Here is a 23,881-nt window from a genome sequence, read left to right as displayed (position 1 = left end):
CGGTTCGCCCGCCGGCTCCGTCCCGCCCGCGCTCTCAGAACCCCTCGCGGAGGTACAGGTCCCGCTCTGAGAACACCGCGTCGAGGGCGTCGGCCGCGCGTCCGTCGGCGACTGCGAGGTGTTCGGTGCGGGCGAGCGCCTCGACGGACCGCGCGCCGACGAGGAGCTGTGAGAGCGCCCCGATTTCGACGGTCGCGTCGGGGGCGATGTCGTCGTCGACCGGTTCGACGCTCGCCTCGCCGTCGGCGACGGCGAGTCCGAACGGGCCGTCGTTCCAGTCGCAGCGGTCGTCTTCGACCGCGAGGACGAGGTCGCAGACGGCGTCGGCGGGCAACGAGACGGCTTCGAGGGCGGCCGACACGTCCACGATACGGACCATCGGCCCGGGCTTGATCTCCACCGTCGCCGCCCGCGGGTCGGTCAGGTCGTCGATGAGTCGGGTCGACGCGTGCTCCGACGAGAGGACGACCTCGTCGACCTGCGAGTCGTGGTCCCGCAGGAATCGGAGCAGTTGGGCGCGGGCGTCGGCGTCGACGGCGACGAGTTCCGCCACGGTCAGCGTCCGCGACTCCCAGTCGCCGGTCACGTCGTAGACGACGTAGCCGCGGAGGTCGCCGCCCCGCTCCCAGCCGTAGACGAACGGGTCGTCGTCCCAACCGCGGAAGAGCCGGTGTCGAATCCACCCCTCGCTTCGGTTCACCGCGAGGTCTGCGGTCGCCGCGGCCGCGTACACGCCCTCGACCCGCGCCCAGTCGTCGGCGTCGAGTCTGACGAACTCCCCGTCGGGGTCGGCGGCGACCGCCGCGAGCTCGTCGGGCGGGACGGTCGTCTTCGCGTAGTTGTTCGCCGTCGCCCAGCCGAACCGGCGGTAGAACGCGTACTTGAACGGCCAGAGGGCGGAGAGGTATCGCCCGGTGTCGCGGAACTCCGCGAGCAGGTCGTCGAGCATCGCGGCGATGTGGCCCCGTCGGCGCGCCTCCGGCGGGGACGCGACGGCGGAGACGCCGGGCAACGGATGCCACTCGCCGCGGACGCGGGCCGTGAAGTCGTAGAAGGCACAGACCGCGCGGAGCGACGCCGCGTCGAGGTCTCCGACGGGTGCGTCGCGCGGAGCGTCGTAGAACCCTCGCGGGCGGTAGCCCTCCGGGTCGGGCAGTCGCTCGTCCGGCCAGTCGGGACCGTTCTCGGGGCGGAAGGCGTAGTCGAGGAACTCGCGGTACGTCTCGCGGTGCTCCTCGGGGAGAGGGCGGAGATGCATACCCGCGGTGCGTCGGGCGGCAGTATATGTTTTCGGTACCGGGGGCGCGTCGTCGAGCGATTCGACGGGGCTCGACGGGGGTTGAGGGTCGCTCTCCGAACCGTGCGATTCACGTCGCCTCGGTCCCGAGTGCCGCGTATGAGCGAGACGAAACAGTCGTTTCTGTCGCGGGGGAACCTCCTCCTCGCGGCGGTCGTGACGCTCGGCATCGTCCTCCCGGGCGTGGCGCGCCGCCTCCTCGGGGAGGCCGGCTACAACGGCCTCGGGATGGTCGTGTTCACGCTCGGCTACGCGGGCATGGTCTTTATCGTCTGGTACGGGTGGATTCGACCGCTCGACATCACCGGCCCCTCCGGGTAGTCCGCCGCCGTCGGTCGGAACCGTACCGTGCCGAAGCGGTGTTGGCCGACCGTCGGGACCGTTCCGACCGCCCGGTCGCCCCAATATCGGGGGGTTCGACCCCCGGTTTCCAACGAGAATAACGGAACTTTGATAGTCGATTCGAACCGACCGAGAAAACAAGAATGCTTCCCCTTCAGCTCGTAGACACCTTCCTGCTCGACTACAACATCGGGCAGGCGCTGTTGCTCGTGTTCATCCTGTCGACGGTCGGCACGCTGCCGCTGAAGTCACGGCACGTCCTCGGCATCAACGCCACGCTGTTCGGGCTCATCTTCCTTCTGACCCCGGTGACGCTGGGCAAACCGCACTACATGTTCCTCGGCATCACGCTCCTCATCGTCGGTCCCATCGTCTACGTCTCGGGCCGCCGCTGAGGGGACGCCGCCGCGCGTTTCTCCTCCGGTCGCCGCCGTTTTTCGCCGTCAGTACGACGGACAGACCGACCGCAACTGACGTTCCGTGTTATCTCCGTTCCGCGCGCGCCGATTCCGAAGAACGCGACGTTTAAACGGCGAGAACCGCAACCCACGGGTATGTCTGAACCGAGCGTTCCCGGCGGCCGCGGGGCCGTCTTGGACCTCCCCTGCGGCGAGACGAAGCGCGTCCGGGAACTCGACTTGGGCAAACGGGAGTTCGACTGTCCCTGCGGCGACAGCCACGCCGTCGTGATGGACGTCCACCCGCCCGACCGCTTCCTCCCGGAGTTCCTCGTCGAAATCCTCCAGGAGACCATCGAGACCACGAGCGACGACATGCCCGAGTTCGGCACGGCCCACCTCATGGGCATCGTCTTGGAGGAGTTCCCAGAGGCCGTCGTCTCCGAGGACGTCTCGGAGGACGGCGAACTCGGCGCGGGCATCGTCTGGGTGACCGATTTCGATTCTCGAAGGCTCCACGAGATAATCGTCGAACTCGTCGTGGAACTGATGGAACACGCCGTCAGCCACGCCGACGACGACGACGTCGTCTCGGAGTTCGAGTCGAAGATGCTGCAGTTCGACGTGAGCGAGTTCGTCGACCAGTACCGCGCCCAGCGCGACCTCGACCCCGAACCGTACATGTAGCGCGCGCCGAGCGCCCGCTTTTCAGTCGATTCGAAGCCGCCCCACCGTCGGGTCTAAGGTTGCCTTCGCGCCGAGCGGGAGCGGCACCGCCGGGTCGGCGTGGCCGAACTCCACGTCGAACACCGCCGTCGCGTCGGGGTTGTACGCGTCGAGGACCGACAGCACCTCCGCGCGAAGCTGTGCGCCGTAGTCGGCCGGCGGCTCCCACTCTAACCCCGGTGAGAACGTCCGCGGCCGACCCACCACGACCCCGTCGAACCGCGCTAACAGCCCGCGTTCGCCCATCGCCCGCAGGGTGTAGCGGACCTCGCGGGGGAGCGGCACGTCCTCCGAGGTTTCGAGCGCGAGCACCGCCCCGTCGAGTTCCTCGGGGTCGGGGAGGTAGCGACCGGTCTGGAGATGCCACTTCAGGATGCTGAAGTTGCCGCCCCAGAGCCGACCCGTCACGCGGTCGTCGCCCCGCCACGTCCGGCCCGGATTGTCGTGCCACTCACGCGGGTCTTCGGTGTCGAAGTCGAACCAGTCGTCGGTCCACTCCGGGGCGGGTTCGACGACGCCGATGGACCGCTCGAAGAACGCCCGTCGAAGGTAGCGCTCGACGTACGGGTGTAGCTCGGGGTCGACGGTGAGCGTCGGGTGGAGCGTCGCGCCGTAGCTCACGACGCCGTGGTTCCAGAGGAACAGCCGGAGGTTGTCGTTGTCGCTGAAGCCGAAGAAACGCGTCGGCGACGCGGTCAGCCGCGCCGGGTCGAGGTGCGGGAGGATTCGAAGCTGGTCGTCGCCGCCGGTGACGGCGATGACGCCGCGTATCGACGGGTCCTCGAAGGCAGACATCACGTCCTCCGCGCGCGCCGCCGGGTTGTCCCGGAGCCACGCCCAGTCGCGGCGGGCCGACTCGAAGACGACCGGGTCGAGCGAGAACGCGTCGCGGAGTCGCGCGCACGCCCGGTCCAAGTGAGATTCGTCGATGGGGCGCGACGGCGCGACGACCGCGACCCGGCTCCCGGAGTCGAGCGGCGACGGCGTCGTGAATACCGCGGGCATGCGTAGCCGGTACTCGGATACCCGTCAAAAGCCTTCCCCGGCCACGACAGCGGCGTTCCGGGACTTTTTCGAAATTCGCAATCGAGTTTCGGACCTCGTAATTTTTCGCCGGACTTATTACGATGTGCGGATTGGATTCCGACGATGACTGACGAGGACACCTCGACCGGGTCTCAGGAAGCCACGGAGGACCGGACGATTTTGCTCATCGGAAGCGGCCCAATCCAGATCGGACAGGCGGCGGAATTCGACTACTCCGGCGCGCAGGCCTGCCGCGCGCTCCGAGAGGAAGGCGCGCGGGTTGTCCTCGTCAACTCGAACCCCGCGACCATCATGACCGACCCCGAGATGGCCGACAAGGTCTACATCGAGCCCATCACGACCGAGGCCATCTCCGAGATTATCGAACGCGAGCGCCCCGACGGCGTCATCGCCGGACTGGGCGGTCAGACCGGACTCAACGTCACGGCCGAACTCGCAGAGGAGGGCGTCTTAGAGGAGTTCGACGTGGAGATCATGGGCACGCCGCTCGACACCATCTACGCGACGGAGGACCGCGACCTGTTCCGCCAGCGCATGGAGAAGATCGGCCAGCCCGTCCCGAAGTCGACGACCATCTCGCTGGAGGAAGGCGAGGCGGTCGAGAACATCACCGAGGAGGCCCTCGAAGAGCGCGTCGAAGACTCCGTCGACGCCGTCGGCGGCCTGCCGGTCATCTCGCGGACGACCTACACGCTCGGCGGCTCCGGCTCCGGCGTCGTCCACGAGATGGACGAACTCGTCTCCCGCGTCCGCAAGGGCCTCCGCCTCTCGCGCAACAGCGAAGTCCTCATCACGGAGTCCATCTCCGGGTGGGTCGAACTCGAATACGAGGTGATGCGCGACGCCGACGACTCGTGTATCATCATCTGCAACATGGAGAACATCGACCCGATGGGGATTCACACCGGCGAGTCAACCGTCGTCACGCCCTCGCAGGTCATCCCCGACGAGGGCCACCAGGAGATGCGCGACGCCGCGCTCGGCGTCATCCGCGAACTCGGCATTCAGGGCGGCTGTAACATCCAGTTCGCGTGGCACGACGACGGCACGCCCGGCGGCGAGTACCGCGTCGTCGAGGTGAACCCGCGCGTCTCGCGGTCGTCCGCGCTCGCCTCGAAGGCGACCGGCTACCCCATCGCCCGCGTCACGGCGAAGGTCGCCCTCGGCAAGCGCCTCCACGAGATTACCAACGAAATCACCGGCGAGACCACCGCCGCCTTCGAGCCCGCAATCGACTACGTGGTCACGAAGGTCCCGCGGTGGCCCAAGGACAAGTTCACCGACGTGGACTTCGAGCTCTCGACGGCCATGAAGTCCACCGGCGAGGCGATGTCCATCGGGCGCACCTTCGAGGAGTCGCTTCTGAAGGCGCTGCGGTCGTCCGAGTACGACCCCGCCGCCGACTGGGACGAGGTGTCCGACGAGGAGCTCGAAGCCGACTACCTCGAAACGCCGACCCCCGACCGCCCGTACGCTATCTTCGAGGCGTTCGAGCGCGGCTACACCACCGAGGACGTGGTCGAACTGACCGACATCCACGAGTGGTACGTCGAGCGCTTCGGCCGCGTCGTCGAGGCGGTCGAGGCCGCCTCCGAGGGCGACTTCGCCGCCGCCGCCTCCGCCGGCCACACCAACGCCAGCATCGCCGCGGCGACCGGCACGAGCGTCGGCGAGGTCGAACAGAACGTCCCCGGCCGCACCTACAAGCAGGTCGACACCTGCGCCGGCGAGTTCGCCGCCCAGACGCCGTACTACTACTCCGCCCGCAAGCCGGAGTTCTTCCGCGGGCCCTTCGAGGGCGACTCGGCGGGCAACGAACTGCGCGTCGACCGCGACATGGAGAGCGTCGTCGTCGTCGGCGGCGGTCCCATCCGCATCGGGCAGGGCGTCGAGTTCGACTACTGTTCGGTCCACGCGGTGCAGGCGCTCCGCGACATGGGCATCGACGCGCACGTCGTCAACAACAACCCCGAGACGGTGTCGACCGACTACGACACCTCCGACGGCCTCTTTTTCGAGCCAATCACGGCAGAAGAGGTCGCCGACGTCATCGAGGCCATCGACGCCGACGGCGTCATGCTCCAGTTCGGCGGGCAGACCTCGGTCAACATCGGCCACCCGCTGGAGTCCGAACTCGACCGCCGCGGCGTCGACTGCGAGATTCTCGGCACGACCATCGACGCGATGGACCTCGCCGAGGACCGCGACCGCTTCAACCGCCTGATGGACGACCTCGGCATCCTCCAGCCCGAAGGCGGCTCCGCGACCAGCGAGGAGGAGGCGCTCGACCTCGCCAACGACCTCGGCTACCCCGTGCTCGTCCGCCCCTCGTACGTCCTCGGCGGCCGCGCGATGGAAATCGTCCATTCCGACGAGGACCTCAAGGAGTACATCGAGGAGGCCGTTCGCGTCTCCCCCGACAAGCCCATCCTCATCGACGAGTTCCTCGCCGACGGCGTCGAACTCGACGTGGACGCCGTCTCCGACGGCGAAGACGTCCTCATCGGCGGCGTGATGGAACACGTCGAGGCCGCGGGCGTCCACTCCGGCGACTCCGCGTGTATGATTCCGCCGCGCTCGCTCGACGACGAGACGATGGCCCGCGTCCGCGAGGTCACGGAGGACATCGCCAGCGCCCTCGACACGGTCGGCCTGATGAACGTCCAGCTCGCGGTCAAGCGGAACGAGGACGGCTCGAACGACGTGTACGTCCTCGAAGCCAACCCGCGGTCCTCGCGCACCGTCCCGTTCGTCTCGAAGGCGACGGGCGTCCCGATTGCAAAGCTCGCGGCGAAGGTCATGGCCGGCAACTCGATTGCCGACCTCGACGTGAGCGAGCAGATTCCCGAGCAGGTGTCGGTCAAGGAGGTCGTCCTCCCGTTCGACCGCCTGCCGGGTTCGGACCCGCGTCTCGGCCCGGAGATGAAGTCCACGGGCGAGGTCATGGGTACCGCCACCTCGTTCGGCAAGGCCTACGAGAAGGCCCAGTCGGCGGCGAACGACCCGGTTCCGGCCGACGGCACCGTCTACGTCGACCTCGCTGACCCCGAGTTCCCCGACGCCGACAGCGAGGCCGGACGGGAACTGCTCGACGCCTTCGGCGAGTACTACGAGGTGCTCACGCCCGAGGACGTCGACGACTTCCTCACGATGCTCCGCGAGGGCGACTTCGACTTCGTCGTCTCCCGCGACCGCGAGACGCTCATCGACTGCGTCGAAGAGGAGGTCAGCTACTTCTCGACGTACGCCTCCGCGAAGGCGGCCCTCGAAGCGCGCGACGCGGCCGACGAGGACATCGACGTGCTCCCGGTCGGCGAGCGCCCGCGCGTCGTCGCCAACTGGGGCCAGTAACCGAACGGTAGGCGCGCGACCCTCCCGACCCGATTCTTCGACTCGCCGCCGACTTGATTCTCTGTCTCCCGCCGGTGACCGCCGCCGACCCGGACTTTTGACGCGTTCCCGAAGGTTATTGAGCCGCGCCCCCATGCGCGGGTATGGCACGCAATCGCGGTCGCGTCCTCCTCGCCGGTGCGACGGGTCGGACGGGCCGACACGTCCTCGACGCGCTGGCCGAGACGCCCCTCGTCGTCAGGGCGCTGACCCGCGACGCAGACGCCGAGTCGGACCTCAGAGCGCGCGGCGCGGACGAGGTCGTCGTCGGCGACCTCCTCGACGCCGACGACGCCCGGCGAGCGGTCCTCGACGCCGACGCCGTCGTCTCCGCGGTCGGCGTCTCGGCGGGGCTCGAAACCATCCGCGGCGACCTCGTCGACGGCGCGGGCGTGGTGAACCTCGTGGACGCCGCGACCGCCTCCGGCGCACAGCGGTTCGTCCTCACGTCCTCTATCGGCGTCGGCGACTCGAAGGGCGGACTCCCGCTGTCGCTCCGCGCGATTCTCACCGCGTCGGGCGTCCTCTCGGCGAAGGAACGAAGCGAGAACCGCCTTCGGGACGCGCCGCTCGACCACACGATTGTCAGGCCCGGCGCGCTCACCGACGCCCCCGCGACCGCCGACGTGGTCGTCGGCGAGGGCGGCGACTCCGTCCGCGGGAGCGTCCCCCGCGCCGACGTTGCGAACGTCCTCGCGCACTCGCTTTTCACCCGCGAGACCGAAAACCGGACGTTCGAGGTCGTCTCCCGCCCCGGACTCCGCGGCCGGGCGGACAACGTGGTCGATATCGACTGGACGCCGCTCCCCCGGCCCGAGGCCGCGGGCGGCGAGGGAGACCAAGAACGAGAGCGAGAACTCGCGGAGTAGTCGGCGGCGCGCTCAGTCGAGTTTGCCGAGCGCCTCGAAGAAGTCGGAGGTCGGCCCGGCGAGTCGGACCGGCGAGTCGGACCGCTCGATGCGAATCTCCGTCGGCGGCGACACCGTCCGACGGGTCCGGCCGTCGCCGACGACGACCGCCGACGCCGCGTCGGTGACGGTGACGGTCACGGCGGCGTCCAGCGGGACGACGAGCGGCGGCATCCCCTCGTCGGCCGCCATCTCGGTGACGACGAGCCCCTCGACGCCGGGGTGGACGAGCGGCCCGCCCTCGCTGAGGTTGTAGGCGGAACTCCCCGCGGGCGTCGTGACGAGCACGCCGTCGGCGTGGCTCCCGGAGTACAGCGAGCCGTCCACGCGGACCTCCAGGTTCGCACCGCCACCGTGGCCCCGCCGCGGGCCGTGGACGACGACCTCGTTCATCGACGGGTCCATCTCCCAGTCGTCGCCCGTGGCGACGATGCGGGGGACCTCCCGGACCGACTGGTTCCCCTCGCGGAATGCGGCCACCTCGGCCAACACCTCGTCGATGGCGTCGTCGGGCGAGACGGCGTTCAGGAAGCCGACCTCGCCGAGGTTCACGCCGAGGATGGGGACGCCGTCGGCACCGCGGGCGGCGTAGAGGAACGTTCCGTCGCCGCCGATGCTCACCACGAGGTCGCAGTCGTCGAACGACTCGACGGGGACGCCCTCGACGCCCAACACCTCGGCGGTCGCCGCGTCGACGACCGCCTCGGCGTCGACCTCTGCGAGCGCCTCGCTCGCGTCCGCGGCGAGGTACGCCGCCCGGCTGTTGCCCTTCTGTGCGACGATGCCGACCTTCATGCCCCGCGGTTTGGCGTCCCCGGGCAAAAGCCCACCGTCACGTCGCCCGGTCTCGCGTCCGCTCGTCCCGCCCGGCGACGCCGCGTGATATCTTCGCACACGGGAAACGTTCATGACGACGCCGACACACCATGAGATGATGGCAGGCACGGACGCCGGCCGCGCTGTCGTTCGGTGGTGGCTCCCGTGAGTGACGACGACGACTGGTTCGAACGGGCACTCCGCGAGACCGACGACGGCGAGACCGACGCAGAGGACGCGGCCCCGGAGGAACGCGAGCAGCGCGACGACGGCGAGACCGACGCAGAGGCGGACGGCGACGCCGAGACCGAAAGCGGAGCTCCCGAAGCGACAGACGCGGCCGGAGGCGAGGGCGAACCGCTGTCGTTCGGCGACGACCCGTTGGGCGGGGGTGCGGGCGACGACGACCCGACAGACGACGACCCGTTTTCGACCGACTTCGCCACGGCGTTCAACAACGCGCCGACGCCCGACGCGGGTGGCGGGTTCGGCGGCGAGTCGCCCGGCGACGATTTCGGATTCGGTCCCGCCCCCGGCTCCGGACCCGAGGGGTCTGACCCCCCGACCTTCGACGACGAGGAGTTCGACTCCGACATCGACCGCATCGATATCGGCATCGAGGGGCTCGACGACATGATTCTCGGCGGCGTCCCCGAGCGGTCGCTCATGGTGGCCATCGGGAGCGCCGGAACCGGCAAGACGACGTTCGGCCTGCAGTTCCTCCGGAAGGCGCTCGAAGACGGCGGAAGCGGCGTCTACATCACGCTCGAAGAGAGCCGCGAGCGCATCCTCGATACGGCCGACGAGAAGGGCTGGGAGTTCTCGAAACACGAGGCCGACGGCCGGTTGGCCGTCGTGGACCTCGACCCCGTGGAGATGGCGAACAGCCTGTCGAGCATTCGCAACGACCTCCCGCGGCTGGTCGAGGAGTTCGGTGCCGACCGGCTCGTCCTCGACTCCGTCTCGCTTCTGGAGATGATGTACGACCACCCCTCGAAGCGCCGCAGCGAGGTGTTCAACTTCACGCGGTCGCTGAAGGACGCCGGCGTGACGACGATGCTCACCTCCGAGGCGGACCAGTCGACTCCCTACGTCTCCCGACACGGCATCGTCGAATACCTCTCGGACGCCGTGTTCGTCCTCCAGTACGTCCGCGGCGACGACTTCCGGGAGACCCGGCTCGCAATCGAGATTCAGAAGATACGCGACGCCAACCACTCCCGGGAGACCAAGCCCTACGAACTCACGAACGAGGGCATCAGCGTCTACCGGCAGGCGAACATCTTCTGAGTCCGCGTTCGGCGGCGTCGATACCTCAGTCGTCGGCGGGCGCGGGGTCGGCCGACTGTTCGGACTCGAAGCTCTCGAAGTGGACGACCTCGTCGACCGGGCGGCGGTACTTGCGTTCCGCCTGCAGTTCGTCGGCGTCCTCGGCGGGGATACCCATCGTCAGGAGCATCACGGGTTCGTAGCGCTCGCCGTCGATGTCGAACGCGTCGAGGACGGCGTCAGCGTCGAAGCCGCCGATGGGACAGGAGGCGACGCCCTCGTCCCACGCGGCGTACATCAGCGACATGGCGACCAGCGACGTCGAGCGGACGGTCCAGACGCGGCGCTCCTGCTCGGGGAGGTCGGCCATGCCGGCGATGTTGTCGAGGATGCCGTCGCGGACCTCCTCGCTCGGCAGGTAGCCCTTCTCCAGCATGTCGTCGGCGACGGTCTCGGCGTGCGCCTCGGGGTCCTTGTTGCCGAGCACGATGACCGACGCGGCGGCACCGGTGACGTGGTCTTGGTCGTAGGCCGCCTCGCGGAGCAGCTGCTGTGTCTCGTCTTCGCGCAGCACGACGAACTCCCACGGCTGGAGGTTGTAGCTCGACGGGGCCTGTACGGCGTTTTCGAATATCGTCCGGAGGGTCTCGTCGTCGAGCGACTCGTCGGCGTACTCGTGGATCGAGCGGCGGGTCGTCACGACCTCTGTGAACTCCATCGGTTCCCGGCAGGGACGGCGCACAAATAGGCGGTTGCAATCCGGTCGAGCCGGCCGATTCCGGTGTGCTCGCAGTCCTCGTATCGGCACACTACCGGGTGACGCCGATGTTACCGAGGGGGGCAGATGCGCGGTCCCGCGGCGACGGTCGCCCGTCGCGGCTCACCTGACGATGGTCACCGGCACGGGCGACCGCCGGAGGACCTCCTCGGCGACGCTTCCGAGCAGGATGCGCGAGACGCCGGTCCGGCCGTGGCTGCCCATCACGACGTGGTCGTAGTCGGCGTCGTCGCCGCCCAGCACCTCGACGATGACTTTCTGGGGGCTGCCGACCTCGATGCGGTCGGTCACTGCTCTGTCGGCGTCGACGAGTCCGACCTCGGCTTTCACCTCGGCGAACGTCTCTCTCGCCTTTCGTTTCTCCGCTTGGAACCACTCTTCTGAGCCGCTGAGCGCACGCTCTCTGTAGTCGGCGTCGGCGGGGTTGATGACGTTCAAGAGCGTGAGTTCGGCGTCGGGCCACTCCGAGGCGGCGAAGCGAACCGCGGCGACCGACTGCGGCGACCCGTCGGTCGGAACGAGCACGTGTTCGGCCATGTCGCGGACTACTCGGCCGACCGCTAAAAAGCCGCCCGGCGACCGCGCCGCGGCGCGGCCGTCAGTCGCCGTGTCGCGTCACGCAGGTCGAAAGCCCCTTCAGCTCGACGGGTTCGGAGTTGTCGGGCGAGTAGACGACCATCTGCCCTTTCTCCATGTACGGCACCTTGTCTTCGAGGTTCGGCGGGATGTTGACGCTCTTGATGGCGTCCTCGTCGCCGAGGTTGAGCACGACCTTCGTGTTCACCTGCTTGAACACCGGGTCGGCGATGTCCTGTGGGTCCTGCGTGATGAGGAACAGGCCGAGTCGCTCCTTGCGGCCCTGTTTGGCCGCCTCGGTGAACTTCTGGATGACCTTCCGCGCCTGCACCGAGTCGGCGTCGGTGAGGAAGTTGTGCGCCTCGTCCATCCCGAGGACGACCGGCGTCTCCTTGATGCGGTCGCTCGACGGGTCGTTCGAGAGCTTGTCGTCGATGAGCAGCGCCGACACCGCGAGGACGAACAGCTCCTTCGCCCGGCTCGACGAGAGGTGGTAGGTCGGCACGACCGTCAGTCCGCCGGGGCGGACGAGCTGGTGGTCGAGTTCGGTTATCGGCCGGGCGTCCTGGTCGAACACGCCGCTCGGGACGCCCCGGACCCGGCGTTTCACCGCGTCGAAGGTGGCCTCGTGGACCCGCCCCGACTCGTCGAGTTCCTCTTTCAGCGCCGGGTCGTCGAGGAACCGGAGGAACTGCTTGTACGTCCCCGAATCGCCGTAGTCCCCGAAAAAGCGGTTCAGGAGTTCGGTGAGCGCCTGGTACTGGTTGTCGTTGAGGCTGCTGCCGGCGACGAGCCACGGGAGGTCCCGCACCATCGAGAAGGGGATGGTGAACTCCAACTGCTCGGCGCGGTGGTTCGCGCCCGGATACGACGACCCGGCCATCTTCGGCACGAGCGCGACGGTGTTCTCGTGGCCGCCGTGGGCGACGCCCTCGCGCTCGTAGCGCCGGGCCGTCTCGGCGTCCATGTCCGGGTTGTCGTCGTGCATCTGGGCGTACTCGTCCTGCGGGTCGAACTGGACGACCGCGGTCTGCACCTCGCGGCCGTCGTCCATCTCGTAGCTCCGCTCCTCGGAGAGGTACTGCCGCAGGATGTTCTTCGAGGCGTGGGTCTTGCCGGACCCGGTGCCGCCGGCGACGAGCGTGTGGCGGAACACGAGCGGGTCGCCGTCGGTGTAGTCGTCGTTCAGCCGGTAGTCGATGGTCGGCGGACTGGCCGCCGTCCGGACCTTCTCGCCGCCGACCGAGAGGTGGCCGAGGAAGACGCCCTCCTCGGGAATCTTCAGGCCGGTCTTAATCTGGGTCGCGTCGGTGGCCTCGCCGACCGTCGCCTGCGGCTTCGGCACGCGGTCGACCATCCGGCGCTTGAGGTCGCCGCCGTCGGAAAACAGGACGGCGATGGGTTCGAGTTCGGCCATGAACTTGAAATCGCGCTCCTCGAACTCGTCGGCCGGGCGGCGCATCGCCCGGCGGGCGTGAATCTCCGTCGCGTCGTCGGCCTGGAACTCCTGGGCGTACTCCAGGCCGACGATGCGGCAGAACAGCAGTTCGTCGTCGGGGTAGGGGACGATGAGGTACTTCCCGAGGCGGACGCGCTCGCGGTTGCCCGCGGTCACGAACGCCCGGAGCGCCGTCCGGTCGGGGTCCTCCGAGACGCGCAGGCCCTGCGAGACCGCAATCGCGCCGACGCCCCGCTCGTCGCCGACGGGGTCGGCGTCGTAGTCGTCGAACTGCAGGTCGTCCGCGTCGTCGGTCGCGCCGCTCGAATCGGTCGGACCGGCGTCGTCGCGCTCGCCGCGGTCGGTTTCGACACCGCCGCCACCGACGCCGTCCCCGTCGGTCGCGCTCGCGGCGGCCGCGTTCTCGCCCTCCGAGGCGGGTTCGGAGCGCCCCTTTCCGGCGGCTTCCGCTCCTCGGTCCTCTTGACTCGGGTCGGACGAGTCGTCGGGGTCGTCGCCGGCGAAGTCGCTAAAATTCCCCAGGTCGGTCATGTTCCAACGCTTGCGGGCGGCGAGTAAAAAGCCACGCGTCGGCGACGGCTCTCGGTCCCGTGTCGAATGGTCCCGTATCCCGCGGTCTCGGGCCGTCGCGTGCGACTTTTCCGTGTCGCGCACCTAGTCCGGCTATGTTATTGGTCCGCGGTCACGGCGGCGGCACGGCACTCACCGGCACGATATTCGAGCGGGGGGAGCAAGCGCCGACCTACCGCGGCGCGCCGGACGAGGACGCCCCCTACGTCTGGGTCTGCGACGAGTTCTACGAGGTCGAAAGCGGCGGCTCGGAGACCGAAATCGACGGGCGGACGATTCGCGTCGCCTTCGACACGCCGCTTCCCCGCGGCTTCGACACCCGCGAACAGGCGCTGTCGGCGGCGAAAGAACACGTCAGGACGCAGTTCGCGCGGGTCGGCGTCTCCGCCGACGACGTGCGAGTCGAGGTCGTCAGGCCCGAAGAGGAGGGGACGCCGGAGGACGAACAGCCGGACGCGGCGGACCGCTCCGCCGACGAGGGCTCCCCCGAGGGCGACGCGTCGCTCTGAGGTCGGCTGAGCGTCTCGGGTTTCCGGCTGCGCGACGCCCTGTCGCTCACTCGTCGGCGTCGACCCAGCGGATGTTGTCGTAGCTTTTCATCGGGTCCGAATCGAGCTTTTCGGAGAGCTTGCGCCTGAGCGCCGCCTTCTCGCCGACGCTCACCCGCGCGAGTTCGTCGGCCTTCTCGACCGCCAGCGGCGGCCCGCGCGTGGCGGCCACGTCGCGGACGACGTGGTGCATCAGGTCCGTCCGGAGGTCGGGGTCCTTCGTGAACGCGTAGGGCGCTTCGACTCGGTAGCACACGTCGGTTCGGGGGTCGTACAGCACGAAGAACGTCACCGTGTACGCCTCGGGGTCGAGCTTCCGCTCGATGCCGAACGCCTCGCCCTCGGCGCTCAGTTGGCGGTCCGACCCGCCGCGCGAGGCGAACCAGCTCGTGAACGTGAGTTCGTCGGTGCGGCGCTCGTCGCCGTCGGAGCCCTCCCGGCGTTCGAGCAGGTTGACGAAGAAGGCGGCGTCGTCGACCCACGGCCGCCGGCCGGCGTCCCTCCCGTCGAGCTGTTTCCTGACCGTGCGGACGACGTGTTTCGCGCCGGGGTTCTTCACGAAGCCGGCGAGGGGGACGCCGCGCTCGACGAAGCGCTCGACGAGTCGGACGTAGTTCTCCACGACGGCCTTCGGCTTCGCGTCGCGCGCGAGGTCCTTCAGTTCGGCGTCGCGGTCGCGCCAGTTCAGGAGTTCCTTGGGGTACACCGGCCCGTCGAGGATGAGGAGGTCCGAAACGGCGTCGGCGTGTTCGAGCGCGTGGGCGCTCTCGGCGAGGTAGAGCGCGAGCGCGTGGACGACGCCCTCGGCGTAGCGGTTGACCCGCGGGACGCTCAGGACGCGCCGGCGGCCGTAGCCCTCGTCGGAGTGGAGCCACTCGTCGGTGTCGAAAAACGGGACCGGGTCGTGGGTGTGCGCCGCCATGACGATAGAGCGGTGGCGGTGGAGGTCGAGGTCCGACGGCTCGGCGGCCATCGCGGCGTGGGCCACGTCGAGGACGAGCCCGTTTTTGAACGTCGTCGGGTTGATTGTCCCCGAGTCGAGGCCGTGGACGGTCGGAAACGGCGATTCCGTGAGCGCCACGTCGTCGATGTCGGCGGCGTGGAGCCGTTTTTCGCCGAGCGGTTCGACGATTGGGAGCCCTCCATCGGGCGATTCGAGGGGGTCGAGAAACGACTCCCAGACCGTCCGCGCGAGGTCGTCGTAGTCGGCGTCGTCGACCGAGTCCGCGATGGAACTCGCCATGGACGCGATGTCGTCCACGTGGACGGGGTCGAGGGTCATATCTCGGCGTCGTCGCCGACGGGTATAGTGGTTGCCGTCGCCGGTGGGCGACCGTCCGTGGGGGAGGGTCGCCCTCGTACCGGCGCGAGACGGGTTATTCCCTCGACAGGTCCCGGCACGCTCATATCCGTTCGTTTCCAACGCTTCGCCGAGAATGTCTGTCAGCGCGGTCGGGTTCGACCTCGACTACACACTCGCGGTTCCGACGCGGGACCGCGAGACGATTCTCTCGGAGGCGGCGGCGGCGTCGGGCGCGCCCCCGCTGACCCGAGAGGCGTACCTCCGGGCACACCAAGAGAACCTCACGCGCGAGACGCGCGAACCCATCTTCGAGACGCTCCTCGACGAGCACGGCTCTCCCGTCGACCCGGAGCGCGTCACCACGGCGTACCGAGAGCGAATCACCGACGCGGTCGTCCCCGTCGAGGGCGTCGAGGCGATGCTCGCCGGCCTCCGGACGACCTACCGCGTCGGCCTCCTCACAAACGGCCCGGTCGTGGCTCAGGAGGCGAAAATCGACAAACTCGGGTGGCGCGACCACTTCGATACGGCCCTCGTGACGGGCGCGCTCCCCGCCGGAAAGCCGGACGGGCGGGCGTTCGACGCCCTGCTCGACGACCTCGGAACCGCGCCCGAAGAGACCGTCTACGTCGGCGACAGCGTCCACCACGACATCGCCGGCGCGCACGACGCCGGGCTGCGTCCGGTGCAGGTGCTCGGAGACGGCTGCGACGACCCCGACCCGCGGGCTATCGCGCACATCCACCACGACGACCTGCCGACTGCGCTGCCGGAACTCCTCGCGGACCTCTGAGTCGGTCGCGCGACGGCCGGCCAGTTATTCCTCGCGGTCCCCGGCGTCGAGCGCCGCGACCAGCGCGCGGAACGCCGGGAGCGTCCACTTCACCTGCGCGCCGTCCTCGACGAACACGAGCGTCCGCGGCGGGCGGACCGCCTTCGGGCGAACGCGAAGCCCCGCCTCGGAGGCGGCCTCGGCGGTCACGTCGGGATGGGCGATGAACTCGACGCGAGCGCGGTCCGGCTGGACGTACACTTCGGCGACGCGCTCGCCGTCGGCGGCGACCGCGTAGGCGAGCGCGCCGTCGTCGGTCGGTTCCACGTCGGCGTCGGCGTCGACGACCGAGAGAACCGAGAAGGCGTCCTCGTGGCCCGTGACCTCCGAGGCGAGCAGTTGGGCGATGCGTGTCCCGTCGGAGAGCGAATCGACGACCATGCCGGGCGTTCGCGCCCGGACGGTTTCGGGGTGTCGCTTTGCTGGCGGGCGGAGGGGCGAAGCGAAAAGACGGGCGGGCGCTACTCGGCCAGCGACCGCTTTGCTTTCTCGGCCGCGTCGTCGACGTTCACGTCGTTCGCGCGGGCGAAGAGGACCGCGGCGGCCTCGGCGGTGACGCCGAGCCGCGACTGCCGCTCGTTGATGCCGGCGACGGCGGCCTGTTTTTCGATACCGGCGGCGACGCAGGCGTCGAGAATCTGCTCGAACGCCGACTGCTCGCGGAGGACGGAGGCGTCGGGTTCGAACTCCTCGGGAATCTGTACGTCGGCGGGGTCGAACGTCGCGACGACCTCGCCGTCGTCGCGCTCGACGAGGCCGCGACCCGCGGCGAGGTCGATGAGGCGCTTGGCCTGGTCCGGGGAGAACCAGTCGCGGTCGAGCGACAGGGCGACGACGAACTCGCCCTCGCCGAGGCGGGTCGAGCCGTGTTGCCGGAAGGGGACGGCGACGGTGACGTCGAGACTCATCGGTTCGACGGCGGGCGCGGGCGAACTAAACGGTTTGCGTTGCCATCGCCCCCGAGAGACGTGGTGGCACCCGTCTCCGCCGAGCACCGATTCGAGCGATTCAAGTAGTCACCGAGGTTTTTACCCCGTATGAAGGACCAAGGACGCTCCAAGCGAAAGCGGACCGGTGGTCGGCGCAAGCCGTCCCGAAACAAGAAGCGCTACCAGCTGGGCCGCGAACCCGCCGCCACGACGGTCGGCGAGCCCCGGTTCCAGGTCATCGACTCCCGCGGCAACAACGAGAAGCTCCGCGCCCTCTCGACGAACGTCGCGCAGGTCGCAGACGGTGCCGACGTGACGCAGGCGGACATCGAAGGCGTCGTCGACAACCCGTCGAACGTCAACTACGCCCGCCGGAACATCATCACGAAGGGCTCCATCATCGACACGAGCGCCGGCCGCGCCCGCGTCACCTCCCGTCCCGGTCAGGACGGACAGGTCAACGCCGTCGCCGTCGACGAAGAGTAAGCTTCTCTCCCCCGCGTCGCCGTTTCGGCGCGGCTCGACCGTTTGCCCCCCTGAGCCTCGCGGCCGTCGCTCACGGACAGGGGGTTCGAAGTAGAAAGCGAGACTGGACGGTACTGAATCGAATCGCGCGACGACCCGACGCGGCCGGTCGGCCGGTCAGGGCGTCGGCGCGGCCTTCTGGAGCGCCGTCTCGGCGATGTTGCCGCCGTAGTCGGCGCTCCGCGAGACGGAGTCGACGATGAGGCCGAGCAGTTGCGCGCGCGCCGGGTCGAGGTCCCGGAGGAGTTCGTCGATGCCGCGGGCGCTCGCGTCGATGGCTTGGACGGCCTGACGAGACTCGTTGGCGAGGCGGCTCGCCTCGTCGCTCTCCTCGGCGAACAGCGCGTCCATCCCGCCGTTGACGACCCCTTCGGTCTCCTCGAACAGCTCCCGAATCGCCTCGACGATTTCGTCGCTGACGGGCTCTTCGAAGTTCAACGAGAGGTGGGCGATTTTCGTCGCGTGGTCGCCGATGCGCTCCAGCTGCCGGGCCGCGGACTGGTAGTCGAAGCAGATTTCGCGGGGGAGACCCAGCTCCTCGGCGGCCTTCGGGGTCCGGAGCGTCGCCCGGAAGATGCGGGAGACGACCATCCAGAGGCGGTCGACGTCGTCGTCGCGCTGGATGACGTCGCGGGCCATGTCGTCGTCCTTCTCGGCGATGGCCGCGATGGCGTCTTCGAGCATCGAGAGGGCGATGAGCCGCATCCGGGTGACCGCGTTGTGGATGGAGAGTTCCGAGGAGTCGAGCAGGTCGCGGATGACGACCCGGTCGCGCGTCTCTTCGAGCACTTCGAGACCGACGAGGCTCTGGGTCGCCTCGCGGATGGTCCGGCGCTGGTCGGTCGTGATGCGCGAGCTCTCCAGCGCGATGATGTCGAACCCGCTCACGTACATCGTCATGACGGCGCGCGTGAGCTTGTCGCCTTCGAGGCTCGTGATGTCGAGGGTCCCCTCGGTGCGCTCTTCCTCCGAACGGGGCGTGAGGAACAGCGAGTCGCCCTCCGGGTAGAACTCGACTTCGCTCCCCGCCGAGACGCCGTTGTCCGTCGCCCAGTCTTTGGGAATCGAGACGGTGTAGGTGGAACCGCCCGTCACCTGCACCTTTCGGGTTTCGACCATGTCCGTGGGTGGTTCTCAATACACAATAAAACTGTCTATCTCTATATATTGGAGTGCTGATTTACGGCACCGACGAGACACGGCCCGGTCAGTGCCGGATTCGACGGGGGATTCCGCTCGCTCGGGAGCAGCGACGCGACGGCTCCGAAGCGACTCAGTGCCCGAGTTTCTGCCGTTTCAGGGGGAACTAGCTCCCGGACCGAGGTCGAATGAGACAACCCGGAGTTTTCGACGGAATCGACCGCCGATTGTCACTCGGTAACAAGCGTTGTGGACATACCGGAACGTACCACTATATAGTTGTCATAGCAGGGTATTTACGACAAAATCGGCTCGTCAAAATCGATGACGCGTAACTCGGACAGTGTTCTTTCGCGGCGTAAGTTCCTGATTGCCTCGGGTGCGGCCGGCCTCGCGGGACTCGCCGGGTGTACGGAGAACAACACCGGCGGCGACTCCGGTGGCGAGGGCGGTAGCTCCGGCGGCGACTCCGAGGGAACGGACTCGTCGGGCGACGGGAGCGGCGAACTCTCCGGAACCATCGATATCGCCGGCTCCTCGACGGTGTTCCCGCTCGCAACCGCGATGGGTGAGCGCTTCCAGACCGAGCACTCCGAGGTCAACATCAACCTCCAGTCCACCGGCTCCGGTGGCGGCTTCGCGAACTACTTCTGTACGGGGCAGACCGACTTCAACAACGCTTCGCGCCCGATTCAGCCCGACGAGGAAGAGCAGTGCGCGAGCAACGACGTGACGCCCGTCGAACTGAAGGTCGCCACCGACGCGCTGACGGTCATCGTCAACAACGACAACGACTTCATCGGCGAGGGCCTCACCGTCGAGCAACTCCAGACCATCTTCTCGGCCGAGTCGACCCCGACGACGTGGGCGGACGTCAACTCCGAGTGGCCCGACGAGGAAATCGAGATTTACGGTCCCACCGACGCCTCCGGCACCTACGACTACTTCATCGAGGCCGTCATCGGCGAGGAGGGTCCGGGTCACCGCCAGGACTACTCCGCGACCGAGCAGGACCGCACCATCGTCCAGGGCGTCCAGGGCTCCGAGTACGCGATCGGCTATCTCGGCTTCGCGTACTACAGCGAGAGCACCGACGCCGTGCAGGCGGTCCCCATCGAGAACGACGCCGGCGAGTTCGTCGAACCGTCGCTCGACACGGCGCTGTCCGGCGAGTACAACCCGCTTTCCCGCCCGCTTTTCACCTACCCCGCCCGCGAATCGCTCGCGGAGGACCACATCGCGGCGTTCGCCCGCTACTGGATGGAGAACTCCACTAGCCGCGAAATCGTCGCCGACGAGGTCGGCTACGTCCCGCTCGGCGAGGACGAGCAACAGGAGATGCTCGACACGCTCGACGCCGCCATCGAGGAAGCCAACTAGCCGCTTTCTCGACAGAATCAGCTAACGAAGCGCTTTTTCATACACCACGATTCAATCCAACCAATGAGCACAGATGACCTCGAAACCGACCTCACGCGGAACACGGAGAACGCGCCGCGTGAGCTGCTGACGCGGTCGTTCTTCTTCCTGTGCGCGGCGCTGTCCGTCGTGACGACCCTCAGTATCGTCGGGCTCCTCATCACGGAGGCGGCCAAGTTCTTCACGCTGACAGCCCCGCTGATGGGAGTGACGGGGGAGACGGCGTCCGTCGTCGACTTCCTCACCGGAACCACCTGGCAGATACACAGCCAAGAGTTCGGCGTGCTGTCGCTCGTGTCGGCGACGCTGATGGTCACCATCGGGTCGGCCGTCATCGCGCTCCCGCTCGGCGTCGCCACCGCCATCTACCTCAGCGAGTACGCGAGCGCGCAGGCCCGGTCGATTCTCAAACCCGCGCTGGAAATCCTCGCCGGCGTCCCGACGGTCGTCTACGGCTTCTTCGCGCTCATCTACATCACGCCGGCGCTGGAAGTCGTCTTCCCCGACATCGGGACGTTCAACATGCTCTCTGCGAGCATCGTCGTCGGCATCATGATCATCCCGATGGTCGCCTCAATCAGCGAGGACGCGATGTCCGCCGTCCCCGACGAACTCCGACAGGCGGGCTACGGTATGGGCGCGACGAAGTTCGACGTGTCGACCGGCATCGTCGTCCCCGCCGCGCTCTCAGGCATCTTCTCTTCTTTCATCCTCGCGCTCTCGCGCGCTATCGGCGAGACGATGGCCGTCACCGTCGCCGCGGGCGCGCAGGCGAAGTTCCTCAACCCGCTCAATCCCGCATCGTACCTCGAAGGCGCGCTGCCCATGACCGCCGCGATGGTCCAGCTTCTCACCGGAGACATCACCGGCGGCGGGCTGGCCTACCGCAGCCTGTTCGCCATCGGTCTCGTGCTCTTCGTCATCACGCTCATCATGAACGTTATCAGCGACTACGTCTCGCGACGCTACCGGGAGGCCTACTGAGATGGCGACCGACACCGAACCCGGCCGCGTCGAAGACTTCGGACAGGTCAGTCGAACCGCCGGAACCGTCTTCCGGTACCTGCTTTTGGGCGCGACGATGTTCGGCATCGTCACGCTCGCCGTCCTCCTCGTCTACGTCGCCAACGACGCGATTCGCCCGCTCACCGCGGACCTCGGTTGGCACCTCACGTTCTTCCTGACGCTCGTCGTCCCCACGGCGGTCGTCGGCGGCTACCTCGCACGCCGGAACGTCCCGGCGCTCAAACTCGGCGGCATGGTCGTCGGGATGCTCGCCGTCTCCCTGATGTTCAGCGGCGGCGTCGCCATCGTCTTCGTCGACATCATCCCGCCGCTGACCGGCCTCTCGTACGTCATCGGCCTCATCGTTCCGGCGGCGCTCGTCGTCGTCCTGACGAAGTACGAACAGCAGATACCGTTCACGCTCCGCGTCGCCGTGACCGGAGCCGTCTTCCTCCTCTCGCTCGTCGGCGTCCCGGGGTACTACCACAGCATTCCCGAAATCGTCCGCCAACTCCCCGTGGTCCCCGCCGACTGGGTGATTCTGACGCTCGTCCTCGGCGGCGTGACCGCGGTCGTCGTCAGCCAGTACGTCGCTCGAATCCGCGAGGACACCACGGCCGGCCTCGCCGCGGGCGCGTCTGCGTTCGTTTTGACCGGCCTCGCGGCCGTCGTCGGCCCGACGGTCGGCGTCAACGCGAACGCCGCCGCCGTCGTCACGTCGGTCGCGTTCGTCCCGACGGTCGCCTACGCCGGCGGCGCGGCGGTCACCCGCGAACGGGAGCGAATCGGGCTGGTGCTCGCCGGAGTCGTCATCGGCGGGTCGCTCGTCGGCGCGGCCGCGGTCGACGCGCTCGGCTTCGCCGGCCCGCAGTCGTGGGTCGACTGGCAGTTCCTCACGAGCGCCCACAGCGGGACCGCGGAGAACGCCGGTCTCTACCCGGCCATCGGCGGCTCCATCCTGCTGATGGCGACGGTCGCCGCCCTCTCGTTCCCGCTCGGCGTCGGCGCGGCGGTGTACCTCGAAGAGTACGCCCCCGACAACGCCTTCACCCGATTCGTCGACGTGAACATCTCGAACCTCGCCGGCGTCCCCTCGGTCGTCTACGGCCTGCTCGGGCTCGGCGTGTTCGTCACCTACCTCGGCCAGCCCACGGGGACGGTCATCATCGGCGGCGCGACGCTCGCGCTCCTCATCCTGCCCATCGTCATCATCTCCTCGCGCGAGGCGATTCGCGCGGTGCCCGGCGACATGCGGCAGGCGTCCTACGGCATGGGCGCGACGCGCTGGCAGACCGTGAAGAACGTCGTCCTCCCGGAGGCGTTCCCCGGCATCCTGACCGGGACCATCCTCGCGCTCGGCCGGGCCATCGGCGAGACCGCGCCGCTCATCATGATCGGCGCGCCGAACGTCCTTTTCACCCTACCGACGGAGCTCTCGTCGAAGGTGAGCGCGATGCCCCTGCAGGTGTACGCGTGGTCCAGCCTGTTCGCCAGCGAGGACTTCTACACGAAGGCCGTCCCGGCCGGCGTCGTCGTCCTCCTGGCGGTCCTCCTCGCCATGAACTCCGTCGCCATCGTCCTGCGAAACAAGTTCGAAAGTGGAAACTGAACGTCACCAATGAGCCAAAGAGACAAAGCACCCGAGGGAGAACAGCAAGCCATGAACGGAACAGAGGACCCGACGAACGACGAGATGCTCGTCGAAACCGACGTGAGCGACGGGCTCTCTGCGTCGGCGAACTCGGTGGCCGACAACGCCGAGACCGTCATCAGCTCGGAGGACATCAACGTCTGGTACGGCGACGACCACGCGCTCACCGACATCTCGATGGACATCCCCGAGAACAGCGTGACCGCGATGGTCGGTCCCTCCGGCTGCGGGAAGTCCACGTTCCTCCGCTGTATCAACCGCATGAACGACCTCATCGACGTCGCCCGCGTCGAGGGTCGACTCACGCTCCGCGGTAAGAACGTCTACGACGACGACGTCGACCCCGTCGCGCTCCGCCGCCGCGTCGGCATGGTGTTCCAGAAGCCGAACCCGTTCCCCAAGAGCATCTACGAGAACGTCGTCTACGGCCTGAAGATTCAGGGCATCGACGCCGACTACGACGAGGTCGTCGAGGAGTCGCTCAAGCGCGCCGCCCTCTGGGACGAGGTGAAAGACCGCCTCCACGAGTCCGGGCTCGACCTCTCCGGCGGCCAACAACAGCGCCTCTGTATCGCCCGCGCCATCGCGACCGACCCCGAAGTGCTGCTCATGGACGAGCCCGCGTCGGCGCTCGACCCGGTGGCGACCTCGCAGATCGAAGACCTCGTCGAGGAACTCGCCGAGGACTACACCGTCGTCATCGTCACCCACAACATGCAGCAGGCGGCGCGTATCTCCGACAAGACCGCCGTCTTCCTCACCGGCGGCGAACTCGTCGAGTTCGACGACACCCAGAAAATCTTCGAGAACCCCGAGAGCCAGCGCGTCGAAGACTACATCACCGGCAAGTTCGGATAACCCCGTTCCCGCTCGCGAACCCCCGGGTCGCTTCTGTGAGACGTTCGATTCACGCCGCGGAGCGACGCCCGCGTCCCGCCGTCGCGCATTCGACA

At 68.2% G+C, this 23,881-nt stretch carries 23 protein-coding genes; 13 read left to right on the top strand and 10 right to left on the bottom strand.

Features of this window, described 5'->3' with window-relative positions:
* Positions 1–34: 34 nt before the first annotated feature.
* Positions 35–1,258 (bottom strand): GNAT family N-acetyltransferase, encoded by a 1,224-nt coding sequence (locus BN996_RS18800; protein WP_089781635.1) that lies wholly within the window; start codon positions 1,256–1,258, stop codon positions 35–37.
* 138 nt (positions 1,259–1,396) lie between these two features.
* Between BN996_RS18800 and BN996_RS18795 the strand changes: the two genes are divergently transcribed.
* The 3 genes from BN996_RS18795 to BN996_RS18785 all read left to right on the top strand — a co-directional run bounded on the left by BN996_RS18795 (position 1,397) and on the right by BN996_RS18785 (position 2,724).
* On the top strand, positions 1,397–1,618 hold the full coding sequence (locus tag BN996_RS18795) for a DUF7996 family protein (protein ID WP_089781633.1): 222 nt from the start codon (positions 1,397–1,399) through the stop codon (positions 1,616–1,618).
* A 164-nt stretch (positions 1,619–1,782) separates the two neighbouring features.
* Positions 1,783–2,034 carry a DUF8006 family protein gene (locus BN996_RS18790; RefSeq protein WP_004969679.1) on the top strand — a complete coding sequence of 84 codons (252 nt, stop codon included), beginning with the start codon at positions 1,783–1,785 and terminating at the stop codon, positions 2,032–2,034.
* A 159-nt stretch (positions 2,035–2,193) separates the two neighbouring features.
* Positions 2,194–2,724 carry a DUF5815 family protein gene (locus BN996_RS18785; RefSeq protein ID WP_004969680.1) on the top strand — a complete coding sequence of 177 codons (531 nt, stop codon included), beginning with the start codon at positions 2,194–2,196 and terminating at the stop codon, positions 2,722–2,724.
* A gap of 21 nt (positions 2,725–2,745) precedes the next feature.
* Here BN996_RS18785 and BN996_RS18780 read toward each other — a convergent pair whose 3' ends face one another.
* Positions 2,746–3,768 (bottom strand): S66 family peptidase, encoded by a 1,023-nt coding sequence (locus BN996_RS18780; protein ID WP_089781631.1) that lies wholly within the window; start codon positions 3,766–3,768, stop codon positions 2,746–2,748.
* 144 nt (positions 3,769–3,912) lie between these two features.
* On the opposite strand from BN996_RS18780, the gene carB reads away from it, so the two are divergent.
* Together carB and BN996_RS18770 are read left to right on the top strand one after the other, a co-directional pair.
* A complete protein-coding gene (carB, locus tag BN996_RS18775; RefSeq protein WP_089781629.1) occupies positions 3,913–7,161 on the top strand; it encodes a carbamoyl-phosphate synthase large subunit in 3,249 nt (1,082 codons plus the stop codon).
* A 143-nt stretch (positions 7,162–7,304) separates the two neighbouring features.
* Positions 7,305–8,069, top strand: a complete 765-nt coding sequence (locus BN996_RS18770; RefSeq protein ID WP_089781627.1) for an SDR family oxidoreductase — start codon at positions 7,305–7,307, stop codon at positions 8,067–8,069.
* Between the two features lie 12 nt (positions 8,070–8,081).
* Here BN996_RS18770 and BN996_RS18765 read toward each other — a convergent pair whose 3' ends face one another.
* A complete protein-coding gene (locus BN996_RS18765) occupies positions 8,082–8,903 on the bottom strand; it encodes an NAD(+)/NADH kinase (protein ID WP_042661874.1) in 822 nt (273 codons plus the stop codon).
* A 186-nt stretch (positions 8,904–9,089) separates the two neighbouring features.
* Between BN996_RS18765 and BN996_RS18760 the strand changes: the two genes are divergently transcribed.
* The gene (locus BN996_RS18760; RefSeq protein WP_089781625.1) at positions 9,090–10,214 is read left to right on the top strand and encodes a KaiC domain-containing protein; all 1,125 of its coding nucleotides are present in this window, start codon (positions 9,090–9,092) and stop codon (positions 10,212–10,214) included.
* Between the two features lie 25 nt (positions 10,215–10,239).
* Here the strand turns inward: BN996_RS18760 and BN996_RS18755 are convergent, their stop codons facing one another.
* The 3 genes from BN996_RS18755 to BN996_RS18745 all read right to left on the bottom strand — a co-directional run bounded on the left by BN996_RS18755 (position 10,240) and on the right by BN996_RS18745 (position 13,537).
* Positions 10,240–10,911, bottom strand: a complete 672-nt coding sequence (locus BN996_RS18755; RefSeq protein ID WP_089781623.1) for a nitroreductase family protein — start codon at positions 10,909–10,911, stop codon at positions 10,240–10,242.
* 162 nt (positions 10,912–11,073) lie between these two features.
* Entirely contained in the window at positions 11,074–11,508 is a 435-nt protein-coding gene (locus BN996_RS18750) for a universal stress protein (protein WP_042661871.1), read from the bottom strand.
* 61 nt (positions 11,509–11,569) lie between these two features.
* Positions 11,570–13,537, bottom strand: coding sequence for an ATP-binding protein (locus tag BN996_RS18745; protein ID WP_089781621.1), 1,968 nt, complete (start codon positions 13,535–13,537; stop codon positions 11,570–11,572).
* Between the two features lie 134 nt (positions 13,538–13,671).
* Here BN996_RS18745 and BN996_RS18740 point away from each other — a divergent pair, with 134 nt between their 5' ends.
* Positions 13,672–14,085, top strand: a complete 414-nt coding sequence (locus tag BN996_RS18740) for a DUF7113 family protein (protein WP_042662121.1) — start codon at positions 13,672–13,674, stop codon at positions 14,083–14,085.
* 46 nt (positions 14,086–14,131) lie between these two features.
* Here BN996_RS18740 and BN996_RS18735 read toward each other — a convergent pair whose 3' ends face one another.
* Positions 14,132–15,406, bottom strand: coding sequence for a DNA double-strand break repair nuclease NurA (locus BN996_RS18735; protein WP_089781619.1), 1,275 nt, complete (start codon positions 15,404–15,406; stop codon positions 14,132–14,134).
* A gap of 154 nt (positions 15,407–15,560) precedes the next feature.
* Between BN996_RS18735 and BN996_RS18730 the strand changes: the two genes are divergently transcribed.
* Positions 15,561–16,220: an HAD family hydrolase gene (locus BN996_RS18730; protein ID WP_089781617.1), complete on the top strand. Its 660-nt coding sequence runs from the start codon at positions 15,561–15,563 to the stop codon at positions 16,218–16,220.
* Between the two features lie 24 nt (positions 16,221–16,244).
* Here BN996_RS18730 and BN996_RS18725 read toward each other — a convergent pair whose 3' ends face one another.
* Together BN996_RS18725 and BN996_RS18720 are read right to left on the bottom strand one after the other, a co-directional pair.
* Positions 16,245–16,640 (bottom strand): DUF7993 family protein, encoded by a 396-nt coding sequence (locus BN996_RS18725; protein ID WP_089781614.1) that lies wholly within the window; start codon positions 16,638–16,640, stop codon positions 16,245–16,247.
* Positions 16,641–16,720: 80 nt separating this feature from the next.
* Positions 16,721–17,167, bottom strand: coding sequence for a DUF2240 family protein (locus tag BN996_RS18720; protein ID WP_089781612.1), 447 nt, complete (start codon positions 17,165–17,167; stop codon positions 16,721–16,723).
* 129 nt (positions 17,168–17,296) lie between these two features.
* On the opposite strand from BN996_RS18720, the gene BN996_RS18715 reads away from it, so the two are divergent.
* Complete coding sequence (locus tag BN996_RS18715) at positions 17,297–17,674, top strand: 30S ribosomal protein S8e (protein ID WP_089781610.1); 378 nt, start codon at positions 17,297–17,299, stop codon at positions 17,672–17,674.
* Positions 17,675–17,830: 156 nt separating this feature from the next.
* On the opposite strand, the gene BN996_RS18710 is transcribed toward BN996_RS18715, so the two are convergent.
* The gene (locus tag BN996_RS18710; RefSeq protein ID WP_089781608.1) at positions 17,831–18,832 is read right to left on the bottom strand and encodes a phosphate uptake regulator PhoU; all 1,002 of its coding nucleotides are present in this window, start codon (positions 18,830–18,832) and stop codon (positions 17,831–17,833) included.
* A 345-nt stretch (positions 18,833–19,177) separates the two neighbouring features.
* Between BN996_RS18710 and BN996_RS18705 the strand changes: the two genes are divergently transcribed.
* From BN996_RS18705 to pstB, 4 genes are all read left to right on the top strand, one after another.
* On the top strand, positions 19,178–20,233 hold the full coding sequence (locus BN996_RS18705; RefSeq protein ID WP_089781606.1) for a PstS family phosphate ABC transporter substrate-binding protein: 1,056 nt from the start codon (positions 19,178–19,180) through the stop codon (positions 20,231–20,233).
* Positions 20,234–20,296: 63 nt separating this feature from the next.
* A complete protein-coding gene (gene pstC, locus BN996_RS18700; protein ID WP_089781604.1) occupies positions 20,297–21,256 on the top strand; it encodes a phosphate ABC transporter permease subunit PstC in 960 nt (319 codons plus the stop codon).
* A 1-nt stretch (position 21,257) separates the two neighbouring features.
* Positions 21,258–22,886, top strand: coding sequence for a phosphate ABC transporter permease PstA (gene pstA / locus BN996_RS18695; protein ID WP_089781602.1), 1,629 nt, complete (start codon positions 21,258–21,260; stop codon positions 22,884–22,886).
* A gap of 51 nt (positions 22,887–22,937) precedes the next feature.
* Positions 22,938–23,786 (top strand): phosphate ABC transporter ATP-binding protein PstB, encoded by an 849-nt coding sequence (gene pstB / locus BN996_RS18690; RefSeq protein WP_089781600.1) that lies wholly within the window; start codon positions 22,938–22,940, stop codon positions 23,784–23,786.
* Positions 23,787–23,881: the final 95 nt, after the last annotated feature.

The sequence above is a fragment of the Haloferax massiliensis genome, assembly GCF_001368915.1.
In the GTDB taxonomy this organism is placed as follows: Archaea; Halobacteriota; Halobacteria; order Halobacteriales; family Haloferacaceae; genus Haloferax; species Haloferax massiliensis.
This window is presented reverse-complemented; position numbering and strand designations above follow the sequence as displayed.

Coding starts and splice junctions, on each gene's coding strand:
- BN996_RS18800 (WP_089781635.1), bottom strand. CDS start 1,258: ATGCATCTCCGCCCTCTCCCCGAGGAGCACCGCGAGACGTACCGCGAG.
- BN996_RS18795 (WP_089781633.1), top strand. CDS start 1,397: ATGAGCGAGACGAAACAGTCGTTTCTGTCGCGGGGGAACCTCCTCCTC.
- BN996_RS18790 (WP_004969679.1), top strand. CDS start 1,783: ATGCTTCCCCTTCAGCTCGTAGACACCTTCCTGCTCGACTACAACATC.
- BN996_RS18785 (WP_004969680.1), top strand. CDS start 2,194: ATGTCTGAACCGAGCGTTCCCGGCGGCCGCGGGGCCGTCTTGGACCTC.
- BN996_RS18780 (WP_089781631.1), bottom strand. CDS start 3,768: ATGCCCGCGGTATTCACGACGCCGTCGCCGCTCGACTCCGGGAGCCGG.
- carB (WP_089781629.1), top strand. CDS start 3,913: ATGACTGACGAGGACACCTCGACCGGGTCTCAGGAAGCCACGGAGGAC.
- BN996_RS18770 (WP_089781627.1), top strand. CDS start 7,305: ATGGCACGCAATCGCGGTCGCGTCCTCCTCGCCGGTGCGACGGGTCGG.
- BN996_RS18765 (WP_042661874.1), bottom strand. CDS start 8,903: ATGAAGGTCGGCATCGTCGCACAGAAGGGCAACAGCCGGGCGGCGTAC.
- BN996_RS18755 (WP_089781623.1), bottom strand. CDS start 10,911: ATGGAGTTCACAGAGGTCGTGACGACCCGCCGCTCGATCCACGAGTAC.
- BN996_RS18750 (WP_042661871.1), bottom strand. CDS start 11,508: ATGGCCGAACACGTGCTCGTTCCGACCGACGGGTCGCCGCAGTCGGTC.
- BN996_RS18745 (WP_089781621.1), bottom strand. CDS start 13,537: ATGACCGACCTGGGGAATTTTAGCGACTTCGCCGGCGACGACCCCGAC.
- BN996_RS18740 (WP_042662121.1), top strand. CDS start 13,672: ATGTTATTGGTCCGCGGTCACGGCGGCGGCACGGCACTCACCGGCACG.
- BN996_RS18735 (WP_089781619.1), bottom strand. CDS start 15,406: ATGACCCTCGACCCCGTCCACGTGGACGACATCGCGTCCATGGCGAGT.
- BN996_RS18730 (WP_089781617.1), top strand. CDS start 15,561: ATGTCTGTCAGCGCGGTCGGGTTCGACCTCGACTACACACTCGCGGTT.
- BN996_RS18725 (WP_089781614.1), bottom strand. CDS start 16,640: ATGGTCGTCGATTCGCTCTCCGACGGGACACGCATCGCCCAACTGCTC.
- BN996_RS18720 (WP_089781612.1), bottom strand. CDS start 17,167: ATGAGTCTCGACGTCACCGTCGCCGTCCCCTTCCGGCAACACGGCTCG.
- BN996_RS18715 (WP_089781610.1), top strand. CDS start 17,297: ATGAAGGACCAAGGACGCTCCAAGCGAAAGCGGACCGGTGGTCGGCGC.
- BN996_RS18710 (WP_089781608.1), bottom strand. CDS start 18,832: ATGGTCGAAACCCGAAAGGTGCAGGTGACGGGCGGTTCCACCTACACC.
- BN996_RS18705 (WP_089781606.1), top strand. CDS start 19,178: ATGACGCGTAACTCGGACAGTGTTCTTTCGCGGCGTAAGTTCCTGATT.
- pstC (WP_089781604.1), top strand. CDS start 20,297: ATGAGCACAGATGACCTCGAAACCGACCTCACGCGGAACACGGAGAAC.
- pstA (WP_089781602.1), top strand. CDS start 21,258: ATGGCGACCGACACCGAACCCGGCCGCGTCGAAGACTTCGGACAGGTC.
- pstB (WP_089781600.1), top strand. CDS start 22,938: ATGAACGGAACAGAGGACCCGACGAACGACGAGATGCTCGTCGAAACC.